The organism is Ornithinimicrobium carbonis, from assembly GCF_977012275.1.
This window is the reverse complement of the sequence record NZ_OZ348993.1, coordinates 3,168,316-3,183,553: the sequence shown is the minus strand read 5'-3', so window position 1 is coordinate 3,183,553 and position 15,238 is coordinate 3,168,316. Positions and strand designations below refer to the sequence as shown.

The window sequence follows — 15,238 nt, the reverse complement described above, 5'->3', positions numbered from 1 at the left end:
ACCCCCAGCGTCCCACCGCGCTGACCTGCGGTACAGCGTTGCGGGTGTGACCTGGGACACGGTGCGGGAGGCGCCTGCCCGCACCGGGTCGAGGGGCGGGGACGAGCCGCGCGCGGCCCCGGTCGTGGTGCCGGCCCGACTCAGCCCACGGCTGCGATCGGCGCGCCCGCGGACGTGCCCGAGCCGTCCCGCTTGTCGTTGGTCTCGGGCAGGTCGACCGGGACGCCGTTGCCCGAGGCCGCCCGCGGCGGGGCGGTCCCGGCCCAGGCGAGCACCAGGGCGTCCTCGCCGCGCAGGAACCGGTGGCAGCGCACGCCGCCGGTGGCCCGGCCCTTGGAGGGGTAGGCCCACATGTCGGTCACCTTGACCGAACCGGTCTGGGTCCCGGGCGGTGTTCCGGCGCTGCCGGCGACGGTGACGAGGACGTTCTCCTGTCCCGGCTCGACGACGCTGAAGGAGACGACCGAGGCGCCGGGGGAGACCTTGACCCCGGCCACGCCGCCGCCGGTGCGGCCCTGCGGCCGCACCCCGGAGGCGGGGTAGTGCAGCAGGTGGGCGTCGGAGGTGACGAACACCAGGGACTCCTGGCCGGTGGCCAGCTCCACGGCGCCGACGACCCGGTCGCCGTCCCTCAGCGCGATCACCTCGAACGCGTCCTTGTTGCCCGGGTAGTCGGGGTTGACCCGCTTGACCACGCCCTGGGCGGTGCCGAGGGCCAGCCCCGGGCCCTCACCGGTGAGGGTGCACAGCGTCAGCGCCCTCTCGTCCGGCGGCAGGTCGACGAACGCGCTCAGCGGGACCCCGCCGGACAGCGACGGTGCGTCCGCCGTGGGCGGCACGGTCGGCAGCTCGACGACGGACAGCCTCACGACCCGCCCGGCGGAGGTGACCAGCCCCACCTCGCCACGGGCCGTGGCCAGCACCTCGGCCACGATCACGTCGTGCTTGGACCGGCGTCCGCCGGTGCCCAGCGGTTCGTCGGTCGTGGTGCGCGCCAGCAGCCCGGTGGAGGACAGCAGCACCCGGCACGGGTCGTCGGCCACCTCCAGCCCGGCCCCTCCCCGGGCGGCCTGCGCGCCCGCGCCGGCCGACGGCATACCGACCTGCCCGTCCGACTCGAGCAGGACGGTGCGGCGAGGGGTGCCGTGCACCTTGGCGACCTCGGCCAGCTCGTCGGAGACCTCGCGCCGCAGCAGCGCCTCGTCGGCCAGCAGCGCCTGCAGCAGCTCGATCTCGCGCAGCAGGTCGTCGCGCTCGGACTCCAGCTCGATCCGGGAGAACTTCGTCAGCCGGCGCAGCTGCAGGTCCAGGATGTGGTTGGCCTGGATCTCGGACAGGTCGAAGACCTGCATGAGCCGGGTGCGGGCGGTGGCCACGTCCTCGGCCGCGCGGATGAGCTGGATGACCTCGTCGATGTCCAGGATCGCGACCAGCAGACCCTCGACCAGGTGCAGCCGGTCCTGCTTCTTCCCCAGGCGGTGGGCGGTGCGGCGGCGCACGACGTCGGTGCGGAAGTCGACGTAGACCTGGAGGAGCTCCTTCAGGCCCAGCGTGCGCGGCTGGCCGTCGACCAGCGCGACGTTGTTGATGCCGAAGGACTCCTCCATCGGCGTCATCCGGTAGAGCTGCTCGAGCACCGCCTCGGGGTTGAACCCGGTCTTGATCTCGATGACCAGGTGCAGGCCCTTGGTCCGGTCGGTGAGGTCGACGATGTCGGAGATGCCCTGCAGCTTCTTGGACTGGACCAGCTGCTTGACCTTCTCGATGACCTTCTCCGGGCCCACGAGGTAGGGCAGGTCGGTGACGACGATGCCCTTCTTGCGCGGGGTGACGTTCTCGATCCGCGCGGTGGCCCGGGTGCGGAAGGAGCCGCGGCCGCTCTCGTAGGCGTCCCGGATCCCCTCCAGCCCCACGATCCGTCCGCCCAGCGGCAGGTCCGGCCCGGGCACGAAGCGCATGAGCGCCTCCAGGTCGGCCTCCGGGTCGGCGATGAGGTGCCGGGCGGCACCGACGACCTCGACGAGGTTGTGCGGGGGCATGTTCGTGGCCATGCCGACGGCGATGCCGGAGGCGCCGTTGACGAGCAGGTTGGGAAACGCCGCCGGCAGCACCTCGGGCTGGTAGAGCTGGTCGTCGTAGTTGGGGACGTAGTCGACGGTGCTCTCGTCCAGGCTGGCCGTCATCAGCAGCGCCGCCGGCGCCATCCGTGCCTCGGTGTAGCGGCTCGCGGCCGGCCCGTCGTCCAGCGAGCCGAAGTTGCCGTGCCCGTCGACCAGCGGCAGCCGCATCGTGAACGGCTGGGCCATGCGCACCATCGCGTCGTAGATCGCGGTGTCGCCGTGCGGGTGGTACTTGCCCATGACCTCGCCGACCACCCGCGAGCACTTCACGTGCGGCTTGTCCGGGCGCAGCCCCAGCTCGTCCATCGCGAAGAGGATCCGCCGCTGCACCGGCTTGAGGCCGTCCCGCGCGTCGGGCAGGGCCCGGGAGTAGATCACCGAGTAGGCGTACTCCAGGAAGGCGCCCTCCATCTCCGCCTGGACGTCGATCTCGACGATCTTCTCCTCGACGTCGAACAGGTCGCTCTCCTGCGGGCGCTTGCGACGGGCCATGGGGGTGCGGGCGCTCCTTGCTCTGCCGCGTCCGGCGGCGGGGTGGTCCGGGACCGCCCCAGGGTATGCGGTGCGCGCGGGCGGGCCACGCAGGCGCGGCCCGGCGGGGTGGGTGCGGCCCAGCCCGGCGACCGCCCGGTCGGCACGAGGGGCCACCGCTGTGCACCCGCGAGGAGTTCTCGACGGACCCTTGTCCGGCCCTCGCGGGCGGAGTACCGTGCGACGGAGCAGGCAGCGGCGGTCGGGGCACGCCGGGTGCCGGTGGTCGTGGTGACGATGCGGGGGGCGCGCAGCGGGATGCTGCGCCGGGTGCCGCCCGCTCAGACCAGGTGGTCGCGCTGCCGCTGACCGCGCCTCGTCCGGCCGTCCGGGTCAGCTCCCGGGTGGCCCTCCGCCGGTCCCGCCCGGCGCGAACCGGCACCGACGCACCACACCTCGCCCGTGGACGACGCGCGGCGCCGGTCCCGGGCCAGTCCGAAAGGACGCTCCGATGCCACGACGCCACCGAATCCTCAGCACCGCCCTGGTCACCGGCGCGCTCACCGCCGTCCTGGCCGCACCGGCGGGAGCCCAGGTGGTCGACCGCTACTCGTTCGACTTCTACGACGAAGGCACCATGACCGACTTCTGCGGCGTGGACGAACTCGCGCCCACCTACACCGTCACGCAGGAGAGCACCGGTTTCCTCCGCGAGCAGGGCCGCGACAAGCTCTGGTACTTCCACGACCGGATCAGGGCGGTGCAGACCTTCACCTGGAACGGCATGACCGTCACCGACATCCAGCCGAACACCCTGGTGAAGGACCTGGAGGTCGTCGACAACGGCGACGGCACGGTGACCGTCACCATCCTGCTGACCGGGGGCAGCCGGCTCGTCGGCAACGACGGCAAGCTGCTCGCCAAGAACGACGAGCAGGTGCGGGAGCAGATCGTCTTCGACACCGTGGCCGGTGAGGTGATCAGCTCAGAAATCATCTTCGGGTCGACCGGCACCAACGACGACTTCTGCGAGGCGATCCTGGAGCACTGGGGTCTCTGAACGCCGGATCCGGCGTCCTCGGACGCCGGCCTCACGGAACTCCGCAGGTCGATGGTCCACCCGCGCAGCCGGGCCCGTGACGTCGGCCACCCGGCTCGGCGACGTCAGCCACCCGGCGGTGGTCAGTACACCTAGGCTGTCGCGGTGTCCCGACGCGCGAGCCTGCTGACGATCCTCGCGGTCGTCCTCGTCGCGCTGAACCTGCGCGGGGCGATCGCCGCGGTGCCCCCGGTGCTGGAGGACCTGCAGGCCGCGGTGGGCCTGACCACCGCGCAGGCCGCGCTGATGACGAGCCTGCCCGTGCTGCTCTTCGCCCTCGCCGCGCCGCTGGCCGCGCGGCTGGGGCGGCGGCTCGGCCCGGGGCGTGCGGTGCTCGTCGGTCTGGCGCTCATCGGGGCCGGCACCCTCGTCCGGGTGGTCGGCGGGCCGCTCGTGCTGCTCCTGGGGACCGCGGTGGTCGGGCTGGGGATCACCGTGGGCAACGTGCTCGTGCCGGTCGTCATCAAGCGGGACCTGCCCGGCCACGCCAGCCGGGTCACCGGCTTCTTCACCGCCACCCTCGCCGTCGGCGCGGCCCTGACGTCGGCGCTGACGGTGCCGGTCGCCCAGCTGCTGGGGTGGCGCGCCGCCCTGGCGCTGTGGGTCGTGCTCGTGCCGGTGGCCGCGGTGGGCTGGTGGCGCCACGTCGTCCGGCGGGAGCGCGGACCCGTGGGAGGACCAGCCCCGGGAGCGGAGCACGCCCGGTACGCGTCGCGGGCCCCCGGCCCGTCGCACACACCTCCCCCCTCCGCGCGCGACGACCGCTTCGTGTGGCGGCTGCCGATCGCCTGGGCCCTGGCGGTCGTGCTGGGCTGCCAGTCGGCGCTCTACTACTCCCTCACCACCTGGCTGCCGACGATCCTCGTCGACCGGGCGGGGGTGACGCACGCGGTCGGGGGGACGGCCATGGCGCTGTACCAGATCACCGCGATCCCCACGGCGCTGACGATCGCCAACGTCGCGCGCCTGCGCCCGCGCCAGGGCTGGATCGGGGTGCTCATCGGGGTCGCGTGGACCGTCATGGTCGCCGGTCTGCTCCTCGCGCCCGGAGCCTGGCCGCTGTGGGCCGTCGTCGGCGGGCTGGCGCAGGGCGCGGGGTTCACCTACGCCCTGACGCTCATCGTCCTGCGGGGGCGTGACGAGCACGTCGTGCGCGCCCTCAACGCGATGGGGCAGTTCGTCGGCTACACGATCGGGGCGGCCGGGCCGTTCGCGGTGGGGTGGCTCGCGCAGACCACCGGCGGATGGACCGCCCCGGGCCTGCTGCTCGTCGGGCTGGCGGTGGCGCTGGGTGCCAGCAGCCTGGTCGCCGGGCGCGACGTCGTGGTCGAGCCTGCGCCGTCCCGCGCGACCTGACGCGTCCGGGCCGGAGGGCTGGCCCGGTCGCGGTCGTCGGGCGCGAGACCACCCCTCCGGCCCGGACCGGCTCTAGGCGATCGCGTTCGGGTGACGGTTGAGCGCCTCAACCTGCGTCGAGATGTAGGCGAACATCGGCAGCCCGGAGACGCAGGCGTGCAGCTCCTCGTGGTCGGCGACGTCGAAGAGGCAGTAGTTGGCGAACTGTCCGGAGACCCGCCAGATCGCGGCGATCCTGCCCTCGCGCTGCAAGCCCTGGCTGTACTCCCTCTCCTCGGCGACGAGCCGCTCGCGCAGGTCGGGGTCGAGGTCGGGCGGCAGGTTCACCTGCATGCGGACCATGTAGAGCACGGTCAGCCGATCGTCGCGGAGGCCGGTGTCTGCTCGGAGGCGGGGTCCAGGACGAAGGAGTACTCCATCGCCCGGCCGTCACCGGCGTCCTGGGGGTCGAGCATGAGCTCGGGCTTGACCGCCGAGGCGATGTCGTCCTCGTTGTGCGGGTCGCCCGGGAAGTAGAGCTGGGCGGTGAGCATCTCGTGACCGGGCGCGGACACCTTGACGTGCAGGTGCGCCGGACGCCAGGCGTGCCAGCCGGCGGCGGCGATGAGCTTGCCGCAGGCGCCGTCGGTGGGGATCTGGTAGGGCGCCGGCTCGACCGTGTCGATCTGGAAGCGGCCCTCCTCGTCGCTGGTGAAGGTGCCGCGCAGGTTCCACTCGGGGATGTCGGGGGCGAACTGGGAGTAGAAGCCGTCGGCGTCGGCGTGCCACAGCTCGACCTTGGCCCCGCCCAGCGGGCTGCCGTCGGTCGAGGTGACCTGGCCGGTCCACCGCAGCGGGGTGCCCGGCTCGTCGTCGCGCATCGGGATGGTGCCGTGGGCTCCCTGCTCGGGCGCGTCCGGGACGTAGTAGGGACCCTCGATGGAGCCCTTCGAGCCCTCGCGGTGGGCGGTGTTGACGTCCTCGACCACGTGCTCGACCCACACGTCGAGGAAGAGCGGCCACTCGCCGTCCTCGCCGACCTGGATCAGCCACGCCTTGAGGGCGTCGTACTCCTCGTAGGTCACCTCGTGCTTGCGGATGACGTCGTGGATGGCGGCCAGGGCGTCGCCGGCGAGGGCGCTGACCCGCTCCTGGGAGACCTGGGCACCGGCGTGCTGCTTCCTGCGGAACGACTCGGTGGCGCTCTGGCCCGAGGCCCGGGCGGTGGCCGCGGTGTCCTGTCCGTCGGTGTGGACGCTGTTCTCGGTCATCGTCGTGCTCCTTCGCTGATCGGTGATGACGGTCGGGGTCGGACGCTCACGCGTCCTGCCGGTAGCGGGCCAGCTTGTCGGCGTCGACGTGCAGGCCCAGCCCGGGGGCGGTGGGGGCGGCCATCCGGCCGTTGGTGATGGTGAGCGGCTCGACCAGCAGGTCGTCGCTCATGTCGAGGAAGTTGGACAGCTCGGCCGCGCGGGCCGAGGTGGAGGCGTGCGCGGCGGCGAAGGTGACGGAGGCCAGCGTGCCGATCTGGCCGTCGATCTGGTTGCCGACGACCACCTCGACGCCCAGCCCCTCGGCCAGGTGCAGCACCCGCTGCGACTCGGAGAACCCGGTGCGCGCGGTCTTGATCGAGACCGCGGTCGCCGAGCCGCCGAGGATCTCCCGGGTGACCTCCGCCGGCCGGGTGGCGCTCTCGTCGGCGACGAAGGGCACCGGGCAGCGCTCGACCAGCCAGCGTCGGCCGAGGACGTCGTCGGCGGGGTTCAGCTCCTCGGCCAGGGTCAGGCCCAGGTCGGCCATCTCGGCCATCGCCCGGGCCGACTCGGAGGCGGTCCAGCCGCGGTTCCCGTCGACGTAGAGCTCGATCTCCTCGCCGAAGGCCTCGCGCAGGGCGCGGACGACGGCGACGTCGAGCCGGTAGGGATGCCTGCCGACCTTGACCTTGAACGTGCTGATCCCGTGCAGGTCGCGCATCCGGGCGGCCTCCTCGACCATGACCTGGGGTTCGTCGAAGCCGAGCATGTGACTGACCGGCACGGACTCGGCATACCCTCCGAGGAGGCGGTGCACCGGCTGGCCGAGGAACTGGCCGACCGCGTCCCAGGCCGCCATGTCCAGGGCGGCCTTGGCGGTGGGGTTGCCGATCGTGCGGTGCAGCCGGGTGCGGTGCACCTCGCGGTCCAGGACCGAGGTGCCCACCAGGGCGGGCCCGAAGAGCTGGTCGACCACGGCCACGATGGAGGACTGGGTCTCGCCGTAGGTGAACGGCCGGGGTGGTGCCTCGGCCTGCCCGACCACGCCGGCGGCGGTGTGCACCCGCACGAGGACGTGCTCGGCGGTGCGGACCTCGCCGGAGGCGAAGCGCAGGGGCTTGGTGTAGGGGATGGCGAAGGGGACGGCCTCGACGCGGGTGACGACGAGGTCGTCGGCGTGTGCGAGGTGCCGTTCGGGGGTGGTGCTGGTGGCCGGGGCGGTCACGCGATCTCCTCGACGGCGTCGGGACGGGGGGACGGGTCGGGGTGGACGAGACCCTGGGCGTGGAGCGCCTCCAGAAGACGGGTGACCACGGGACGGGGTCGGTCGGCGGGCCAGGCCAGCGCGAGGTCGAGGCGTCGCGCCGAGTCCACCGTGCGGAAGACGACCCCGTCCAGGCTGAGCGCGGCGGCGGACTCCGGGACCAGGGCGACCCCCAGCCCGGCGGCGACCAGGGCCACGGTGGTGGAGGTCTCGGTGACCTGGTGGGCCCGGCGGGGGACGAACCCGGCGTCCTGGCAGGCGTCCAGCACGGTGCGCAGGACCACCGAACCGGTGCCGTCGGCGTAGGTGATGAAGGCGTCGTCGGACAGGTCCGCCAGCCGCACGGGGCTCTCACCCGGTCCGGCCAGCGCGTGGTCGGCGGGCAGGGCGGCGACCAGTCGTTCCCGAGCCACGACGACGTGGTCCAGCTCGGGCGAGGCCGTCGGCAGACGCAGGACGCCCACGTCGAGCCGGTCGTCCAGCAGGGCCTGCTCCTGCTCGGGGGTGAGCATCTCGGTGCGCACCTGCAGGCTCACGTCGGGCATCGCCGTCGCGGCGGCGCGGGCCAGTGCCGGCAGGAACCCGTAGGTGGCCGAGCCGGTGACCCCCAGCCGCAGGGTGCCCGATCGTCCGTCGGCGGTGGCCCGCGCGGCCACGGCGGCCTCCACGAGCCGGTCGGTCACGGCCCGGGCGCGCTGCGCGTAGACCTCGCCCGCCGGGGTGAGCGAGACGGAGCGGGTCGTGCGCCGCAGCAGGTCGACGCCGAGCTCGCGCTCCAGCTGCCGGACGGACCTGGACACCGCCGGCTGGGCCAGGTGCAGCTGCTCGGCGGCCCGGCCGAAGTGGAGGGTGTCGGCGACCGCGAGGAAGCAGCGCAGGTGCCGGGTCTCGACCTCCACGTCGCACCACCTTCCCTCTCGCGGCCCCGGGGGGATTGCGCTCCCGACGCTACGGCCCTCCGGGGTCGATGGCAAGAACAAGTAAGCCCTGAATCATGCCTGAGACGAATCAATCGATCAGGGCACGCGGGCGCTGCCGGGAGGGCAGGCGGGGTGCTGCCGGATGCGCGGAGGGGGCTGCCGGCGTGGGGAGAGGGGGTGCTGCCGGGTGGGCACCGTGCCAGACTCCCCGCATGACCGTGGACGGGGAGGGGCAGCGGCTGTCCGGCAGGGTCGCCTGGACGGTCGTGCCTGCCGGGCCCGGGACACGGGTCGGACGGTGGGCCGGTCACCTGGCCGCCGTGCTGCTGCAGACCCTGGGCGCGGCCGGGCAGACGGGGTCCGGGGGCACGGGCATCACCGCGGTGGGCGACCTGGACCGGCTGGATCCCAGGGTCGGCACCGATCCCCTGGGTCGGGTCCTGCTGCGGGGGACCGGGCCGGGCCTTCCGGACGGTCGCGGACCGTGGCGGGCCAGCGTACGGACCGGTGGCCTCACCCTCGACGCCCATCCGAGCGACACGGACCCGGTCGACCTGGACCTGCCGCTGCGCCGGTGGAGGCTCGTCGAGGCCCGTCCGCTGGGGCGCGCGGGGAGGTGGCCCAAGGACCCCCACGCGCGGTGGCGGCTCCACCTGGCCGGTGCGGGTTATGACGTGACCGTCGAGGGGACGTGGGTGCTGCTCGCCCACCTCGGCACGGTGGCCAGCTGGCCGCAGCCCTGAGCGCCACGGTCGGCTCCGCTCAGGCCTGCGGAGAGGCGGGGGACGCGGGCGAGGAGGTCGGCTCCGCTCAGGCCTCCGGAGAGGCGGGGGACGCGGCAGAGGCGGGGGACCCGGGAGAGGAGGTCGGCTCCGGGGATGCCGCCGGCCCGGCGAACCTGAAGCGGGTGCAGTCCGTGGGGAAGTCGAACCAGGCCAGCACGAGGTGCGGGGTGATCACCCGCAGACCTCCGCCGTCGTCTCCGGACCAGGAGTCCGCGTCGGGGGAGTAGCCGGCACCGGCATACTTCCCGAACGCCTCCGCCAGCCGCGGCCCGAGCCCGTCCGGGTCGGCCCGGGTCGCCTGCGACTCCCCTTCGACGATGACGACCTCGGTGCCGCTCTCCAGGGTCAGGGTGACGGCTGGGTTGCGCTCCACGTTGCGCGTGTGCCGGGTGGTGGGTGCACCGTCGTACCAGAACCGGCCCTCCAGCCACACCCCCCAGCGCGGCACGGAGTGCGGGCGACCGTCCGGCCGGACGCTGCTGAGCCAGTAGTGCCTCGCCGCCCGCAGCCGCTCCTCGACCGTGGCCCAGTCCAGCAGCCCCTCGGTGGAGGCGGGGAGGCCGTACCCCTCGGGCAGTGCCGGTCGGTCGGCGGCGGGCGCGACGTCCATCCGTCGACCGTAGCCCCGTGCCGCCGACGGGGGAAGGGCCCGGCTCCGCGCCGTCCGCGTGCGAGGTCCGCGCCAGCGGTCCGCGACGTGCTTCCCGTCGCCGGGGGACACAGCGGGTCACGGCCCTCAACCAGCAGGATGCTCCTGCAGCTGCTCCTGCAGGGTGCGGGCGAGCACGTCCGCCCCCAGGACGTCGCCGTCGACGTGGACCGTGCAGCCCAGACGCCCGGCGTAGGACAGCGCGCTGACGCCCAGCCGCACGTTCCCCTGGAGGGGGGTGACCGGCCAGGCCCGCACCAGGGGGGCGCCGCCGAGGGACAGTTCCTCCTGGGGACCGCGGACGTTGGTCACGAAGAGCGCGACGAAGTGCTGGCGGCGGGCCAGCCGGGCGAACAGCCGGGCGCCCCACCGCGTCCGCGTGAGCTCGAAGGTCCCCTGCGCGCGGGCGTCGGCCTTGGCCGCGGACGTCCTGGCGGCGACGGCGGCCAGGCGACGGCCGGGGTCCTGCTCGCCCGTCGGCAGGTCGACGAGCATGACGCCGACCGCGTTGCCCGATCCGCGGTGGTCCGGCAGCACGACCGGCACGCTCGCGGGCAGCACCGGAGGCACCGGCTGACCAGCGACGGCGAGGGCGTGCTCGGTGGCGACGCAGACCGCCGCGAGCAGCGCGTCGTTGACCGTGGCCCCGGCCCCGCGGGCGGCGCGGGCCAGAGGGGCGAGGTCCACCTCCGCGAACGCGACCCCGCGGTGCGGGCCGATCGGCCCGAGCAGGACCGTCGCAGGAACGGTCGCGCGCAGGACGGCGGTGACCCGTCTCAGACCGGTGAGCCAGACGTCCGGCCGGAGCCGGATCCGGCGGCGGGTGGGCACGGCGGGGACCGGCGGTGCCTGCGACGCGTGCACCGGCGGTGCCTGCGCCGCGTGCACTGGCGGTGCCTGCGCCGCGTGCACCGGCCGCCCCGGGTCGAGGAGCGCCCCGAGCATCTGCACGCCGACGGCCCCGTCGGCGACCGCGTGGTGGACCCGCAGGACCAGGCCCGGGGCGTCGGTGGCGGCACCCGGCACGACCAGCAGCTCCCACAACGGCCGGTCCGGGTCGACCTGCTGCGTCATCAGCGCGGCGCAGAGCTGCGCCATCCCGACCGACCCGTCCACCGGAGCGACCGCCCGGACGTGCCACCGCAGGTCGGGCTCGCACGGCTCCCACACGAGCTGGCGACGCCTCCGGACCACCCGCTGGGAGAATCTGCGCAACGGCCCGGTCGACCCGGTCGACCCGGGCTGCGTGGACGTGCTGGGTGGGTCGGTCGCGCCGTCCTGGCTCGGTGGGCCGGTCGGTCCGGACGGGTGGTCACCGATGCGCTCGGCGACCACGGCCCGGAGCTGGTCGAGATCCGGCACACCTCCCGGCGGCACCCAGCCACCGGGTGCCAGCAGACCCGCCAGCAGGAATGCGTTGACCTGGTCCGGGGCGTCGAGGACGACGTTGGAGGCGTCCGCGGCGCTCAGGCGCTCGAGGGTGGCGGGCCCGCGGACGCGGACCCGCCAGGGGGCCGGTCCCCGGTGTCCTCCCACAGCACCAGTGTGCTCCCGCTAGCGGGACGAGGCCTGCCGGAAGCGGGAGACCGCGAGCGGGACGAAGACGGCCAGCATCACGGCCGACCCCACGAGGACGGTCAGCACCGGGTGCTGCATCGGGAAGGTGTCGGCGACCGGCGCGGTGCCGGTGTTGCCGAAGAGCTGCCGGGCGGCCTGGACGAGGGCCGAGACCGGGTTCCAGTTGGCGAACACCTCGAGGGGGCGCGGCAGGTTGGACGCCTGGACGAACGCGTTGGAGATGAACGTCAGGGGGAAGAGGATCATGAAGGAGGCGTTGTTGATGACCTCCGGGGTGCGGACGACGATCCCGATGAGGGTCATGACCCAGCTGAAGGCGTAGCTGAACAGCAGCAGGATGCCCACGCCGGCCAGGAAGGAGGGCCACCCGTCGTGGAAGCGCCACCCCACCAGGGCGCCGGTGGCGATCATGATGACCATCGAGATGGCGTTGAGGACCAGGTCGGCGTTGGTCCGGCCGAAGAGCACCGCCGACGGGTGCATCGGCAACGTCCGGAACCGGTCGATCAGCCCCTCCTTGAGGTCCTGCGCCATCTGGTAGCCGCTGAAGGTGGAGCCGAAGAGCACGGTCTGGCCGAAGATGCCCGCCATGAGGTACTCGGTGTAGTTGCCGCCGTCGATCTGGATGGACCCGCCGTAGACCTGGCTGAAGAGCAGGACGAACATGATCGGCTGGAGCACCGCGAAGACGAGCATCTCGGGGTTGCGGCGCAGCTTGAGCAGGTTGCGCCAGGTGACCGTCCACCCGTCGGACGCCCAGGTGGCGATGAGGCCCTGCGGTGCGTCACCGGGACCGGTGGAGGTCGGGGAGGCGGGGTGCGTGGCCCGGTCGGGGCCGGCGGCCCCGTCGGCTCCGGTGGTGGTGACGGTCGTGCTCATGCGCTCTGCTCGCTCTCGGTCTCGTCGGCGTGCTCCCGGCCGGTGAGGGTGAGGAAGACGTCGTCCAGGGTGGGGCGGCGCATGCCCGCGTCGTGCAGCCGCACGTCCGCCTCGGACAGGTCGGCCAGGACCCGCTGCAGCGCGGCCGGACCGGTGTCCACCGGGACGTCCAGGGTGCGCCCGGCCGCGTCCCGCCGCACCTCGCCGGAGCCGTGCCGGGCCAAAATGCTCTCGGCGGCGTGCGCGTCGGAGGCGTCCACCAGGGTGACGACCAGACGGTGCCCGCCCAGCTCCGCCTTGAGCTCGTCGGCGGTGCCCTCGGCGATGACGCGGCCGTGGTCGACGACGCTGATGTGGTCGGCCAGGTGGCGGCCTCCTCGAGGTACTGGGTGGTCAGCAGCACGGTGGTGCCGCCACCGACGAGGTCCTTGATCACCTGCCACAGACCCAGCCGGCTGCGGGGGTCCAGGCCCGTGGTGGGCTCGTCGAGGAAGAGGACCCGGGGGGTGTTCACCAGCGCGCACGCCAGGTCGATGCGGCGCCGCATCCCTCCGGAGAACCCCTTGACCGGACGGTCGCCGGCGTCGGTGAGGTCGAACGCGTCGACCAGCTCGCGGGCCCGCGCCCGCGCCCGCCGGGTGCCCAGGTGGTAGAGCCGCCCGACCATCTCCAGGTTCTCCAGGCCGGTGAGGTTCTCGTCGACCGCGGCGTACTGCCCGCTGGCACCGATGACCTCGCGCACCCGGCCGGGGTGTGCCAGCACGTCGATCCCGTCGACCTCGGCCTGGCCGGAGTCGGGCCGGATCAGCGTGTTGAGCACCTTGACGGTCGTCGTCTTGCCCGCGCCGTTGGGTCCGAGCAGACCTTTGACCGTCCCCTCGGGGACGCTGAGCGTCAGCCCGTCCAGGGCGTGCACGTCGCCGCTGCGGGAGCGGTAGGTCTTGCGCAGGTCGCGCGCCTCGATGATGGCCACCGGCCAAGGATAGGGACCGCCACCGACAGACCCCGGTCACCAGGACCGACGGGTCCCCGGGACGGCCTCCGTCCCGGGGACCCGGCCGTGGTCGATCACCCGTCGCGCATGTCCGACACGGTGGTCATCGTGTACCCGTTGGCCCGCAGGACCCGGATAATCTCCGGCAGGGCGTCCGGGGTGCGGAAGCCGCCGAGGTGGGCCAGCACGATCGACCCGGAGGTCGGCAGCGGGCTGGTGGTGCGGGCCACGATCTGGGCCGTGGTCGTCGCCGGGTCCCAGTCGATGGTGTCGCGGGCCCACATGACGGTCTTGGGGTAGCCGACCGCCGTGGCCTGGTCCTGCACGAACTGGTTGGTCGAGCCGTAGGGCGGGCGCCAGTAGGGCTTGGTCGACATGCCGGTCTGCCTCAGCAGCACCGACTCCGCCGTGGTCAGCTCGGACCTGATGAAGGTGGACGTCATCGGCACCTGGCAGGGGGTGCTGCTGGGCGAGCCGCCCCCGCCGTTGACGAGGTCGCAGTGGTGCACGGTGTGGTTGCCGAGCTCGAACAGGTGGGGGTTGGCGGCGATCCTGGCCATGATCGCCCTGCCCTCCGTGGTCTGGGCCATGATGCTCGTCGGGAAGAAGGTGGTGCACACCTGGTTGGCCAGCAGGATGTCGACGATCTCCTGGGCGCCGTCCAGCCGGCCGCCCATGTCGAGGGTGAAGGCGATCTTGCGGGTGGTGGTCCCGCCCACGGTGCGCAGCACCTCGGCGGTGCCGCCCGTGTAGTCCGGACCGGCCCAGCAGACGCCGCGCTCGCGCTGCGCCGCCTTGGCGACCTCCATGCTCATCGCCACCGGTCCGCCGACCAGGTGCGCGGTCCGAGGAGTGGTCCGGTCCAGGTCGCCGGCGTAGGGCAGGCTCGTCGTCCGGGCCAGCATGATCGGACCACGGGTGTATGCCGTGAGCGGCCCGGCCGAGAGGGCGTCGGGGAAGTCCAGCCCGCTGGCGAGGACGACCCCCGGGCGGGCGACGCCGAAGGCCCGTCGGGAGACGGCCAGCGCGGTGGCAAAGCGGTCGGTGCCGTAGACCCGCTCGACCGGGGCCAGCTCGCGCAGCTGGGCCGCCACGGTCTCGGGCACCGCGACCGGACCCCCGGCGAGCAGGATGCGGGTCGGGGCGAGGCGCTGGATCTCGGTGCGGACGGCCGAGGGCAGGCCGTCGGTGTCCGTGAGCAGGACCGGACCGTCCATGACGATCGCCGCCGGCCCCGCGGTGAGCGCGTCCGGGAACGACCTGCCCGAGGCGACCCACACGGTGTCGGCACCGGTCGGCCGGCTGGCGCGGCTGATCGCGGCCGAGACCGCCCAGCGGTCGGTCCCGCCGATGCGGCTGACCGGCGCCGTGGTCAGGGACCGCAGCTCGGTCAGGACGGCGTCGGAGACCGCGGCGGTCCCGCCCACGACGACGATGCGGCCCGGGCGCAGCCGGGTGATCTCGCTGCGGGTGGCCGAGGGGACGCCGTCGGGGCGCACGAAGAGCACCGGTCCGCCGGTGAGGGCGGCGGCGGGGCCTGCGGACAGGGCGTCGGGGAAGTTGACGCCGCTCGCGACGTAGGCGACCGGGGTCCCGGCCGCCACGAACCGGCGGCTCGCGGCGGCGGCCGTGGCGTAGCGGTCGGTCCCGCTGTGCCGCTCCACGCGGAAGGCCAGGTCGCCGTCCTGGATCGTGGGGGCCTGGACCGTGGCCTCGGCGGACGAGGACGCGATGACGGGGGAGGACGGGGCGGACGGGGTCATGACCCCCGTCTCCGCGGCGACCCCCGGCCCCACCACCAGGGCGATCGCGGCGGTGACGGCGACGGCGAGGCGGCGGTGGCGTGCCATGGCGAGCTCCTGTGCTCCCGGCGGGGCGCGCCGGACGCGTG

At 73.8% G+C, this 15,238-nt stretch carries 13 protein-coding genes and 1 pseudogene; 3 read left to right on the top strand and 11 right to left on the bottom strand.

Annotated features, from left to right (window positions below):
* Positions 1-140: 140 nt before the first annotated feature.
* The gene (locus ACWHYA_RS14610) at positions 141-2,612 is read right to left on the bottom strand and encodes a DNA gyrase/topoisomerase IV subunit A (RefSeq protein ID WP_425942788.1); all 2,472 of its coding nucleotides are present in this window, start codon (positions 2,610-2,612) and stop codon (positions 141-143) included.
* A gap of 490 nt (positions 2,613-3,102) precedes the next feature.
* Here ACWHYA_RS14610 and ACWHYA_RS14605 point away from each other — a divergent pair, with 490 nt between their 5' ends.
* Positions 3,103-3,651, top strand: coding sequence for a hypothetical protein (locus ACWHYA_RS14605; protein WP_425942787.1), 549 nt, complete (start codon positions 3,103-3,105; stop codon positions 3,649-3,651).
* 144 nt (positions 3,652-3,795) lie between these two features.
* Entirely contained in the window at positions 3,796-5,046 is a 1,251-nt protein-coding gene (locus ACWHYA_RS14600) for an MFS transporter (protein ID WP_425942786.1), read from the top strand.
* Between the two features lie 72 nt (positions 5,047-5,118).
* Here ACWHYA_RS14600 and ACWHYA_RS14595 read toward each other — a convergent pair whose 3' ends face one another.
* The 4 genes from ACWHYA_RS14595 to ACWHYA_RS14580 are packed head-to-tail and all read right to left on the bottom strand — an operon-like array spanning position 5,119 to position 8,441.
* Positions 5,119-5,388, bottom strand: coding sequence for a muconolactone Delta-isomerase family protein (locus tag ACWHYA_RS14595; protein ID WP_425942785.1), 270 nt, complete (start codon positions 5,386-5,388; stop codon positions 5,119-5,121).
* Between the two features lie 11 nt (positions 5,389-5,399).
* On the bottom strand, positions 5,400-6,296 hold the full coding sequence (catA, locus tag ACWHYA_RS14590) for a catechol 1,2-dioxygenase (RefSeq protein ID WP_425942784.1): 897 nt from the start codon (positions 6,294-6,296) through the stop codon (positions 5,400-5,402).
* A gap of 46 nt (positions 6,297-6,342) precedes the next feature.
* On the bottom strand, positions 6,343-7,503 hold the full coding sequence (locus ACWHYA_RS14585; RefSeq protein WP_425942783.1) for a mandelate racemase/muconate lactonizing enzyme family protein: 1,161 nt from the start codon (positions 7,501-7,503) through the stop codon (positions 6,343-6,345).
* Positions 7,500-8,441, bottom strand: a complete 942-nt coding sequence (locus ACWHYA_RS14580) for a LysR family transcriptional regulator (protein ID WP_425942782.1) — start codon at positions 8,439-8,441, stop codon at positions 7,500-7,502. The genes ACWHYA_RS14585 and ACWHYA_RS14580 overlap by 4 nt, the downstream gene beginning before the upstream one ends.
* A gap of 233 nt (positions 8,442-8,674) precedes the next feature.
* Here ACWHYA_RS14580 and ACWHYA_RS14575 point away from each other — a divergent pair, with 233 nt between their 5' ends.
* Complete coding sequence (locus ACWHYA_RS14575) at positions 8,675-9,205, top strand: hypothetical protein (RefSeq protein ID WP_425942781.1); 531 nt, start codon at positions 8,675-8,677, stop codon at positions 9,203-9,205.
* A gap of 67 nt (positions 9,206-9,272) precedes the next feature.
* Here the strand turns inward: ACWHYA_RS14575 and ACWHYA_RS14570 are convergent, their stop codons facing one another.
* The 6 genes and pseudogenes from ACWHYA_RS14570 to ACWHYA_RS14545 all read right to left on the bottom strand — a co-directional run bounded on the left by ACWHYA_RS14570 (position 9,273) and on the right by ACWHYA_RS14545 (position 15,197).
* Complete coding sequence (locus ACWHYA_RS14570) at positions 9,273-9,857, bottom strand: pyridoxamine 5'-phosphate oxidase family protein (protein ID WP_425942780.1); 585 nt, start codon at positions 9,855-9,857, stop codon at positions 9,273-9,275.
* 126 nt (positions 9,858-9,983) lie between these two features.
* Positions 9,984-11,432, bottom strand: coding sequence for a WS/DGAT domain-containing protein (locus ACWHYA_RS14565; RefSeq protein ID WP_425942779.1), 1,449 nt, complete (start codon positions 11,430-11,432; stop codon positions 9,984-9,986).
* A gap of 18 nt (positions 11,433-11,450) precedes the next feature.
* On the bottom strand, positions 11,451-12,353 hold the full coding sequence (locus tag ACWHYA_RS14560) for an ABC transporter permease (RefSeq protein WP_425942778.1): 903 nt from the start codon (positions 12,351-12,353) through the stop codon (positions 11,451-11,453).
* A complete protein-coding gene (locus tag ACWHYA_RS14555) occupies positions 12,350-12,796 on the bottom strand; it encodes an ATP-binding protein DrrA1-3 family domain-containing protein (RefSeq protein WP_425942777.1) in 447 nt (148 codons plus the stop codon). The genes ACWHYA_RS14560 and ACWHYA_RS14555 overlap by 4 nt, the downstream gene beginning before the upstream one ends.
* 2 nt (positions 12,797-12,798) lie before the next feature.
* Positions 12,799-13,269, bottom strand: a pseudogene (locus ACWHYA_RS14550) (ATP-binding cassette domain-containing protein); the annotation flags it as partial.
* Between the two features lie 152 nt (positions 13,270-13,421).
* Positions 13,422-15,197 carry a cell wall-binding repeat-containing protein gene (locus ACWHYA_RS14545; protein WP_425942776.1) on the bottom strand — a complete coding sequence of 592 codons (1,776 nt, stop codon included), beginning with the start codon at positions 15,195-15,197 and terminating at the stop codon, positions 13,422-13,424.
* Between the last annotated feature and the right edge of the window lie 41 nt (positions 15,198-15,238).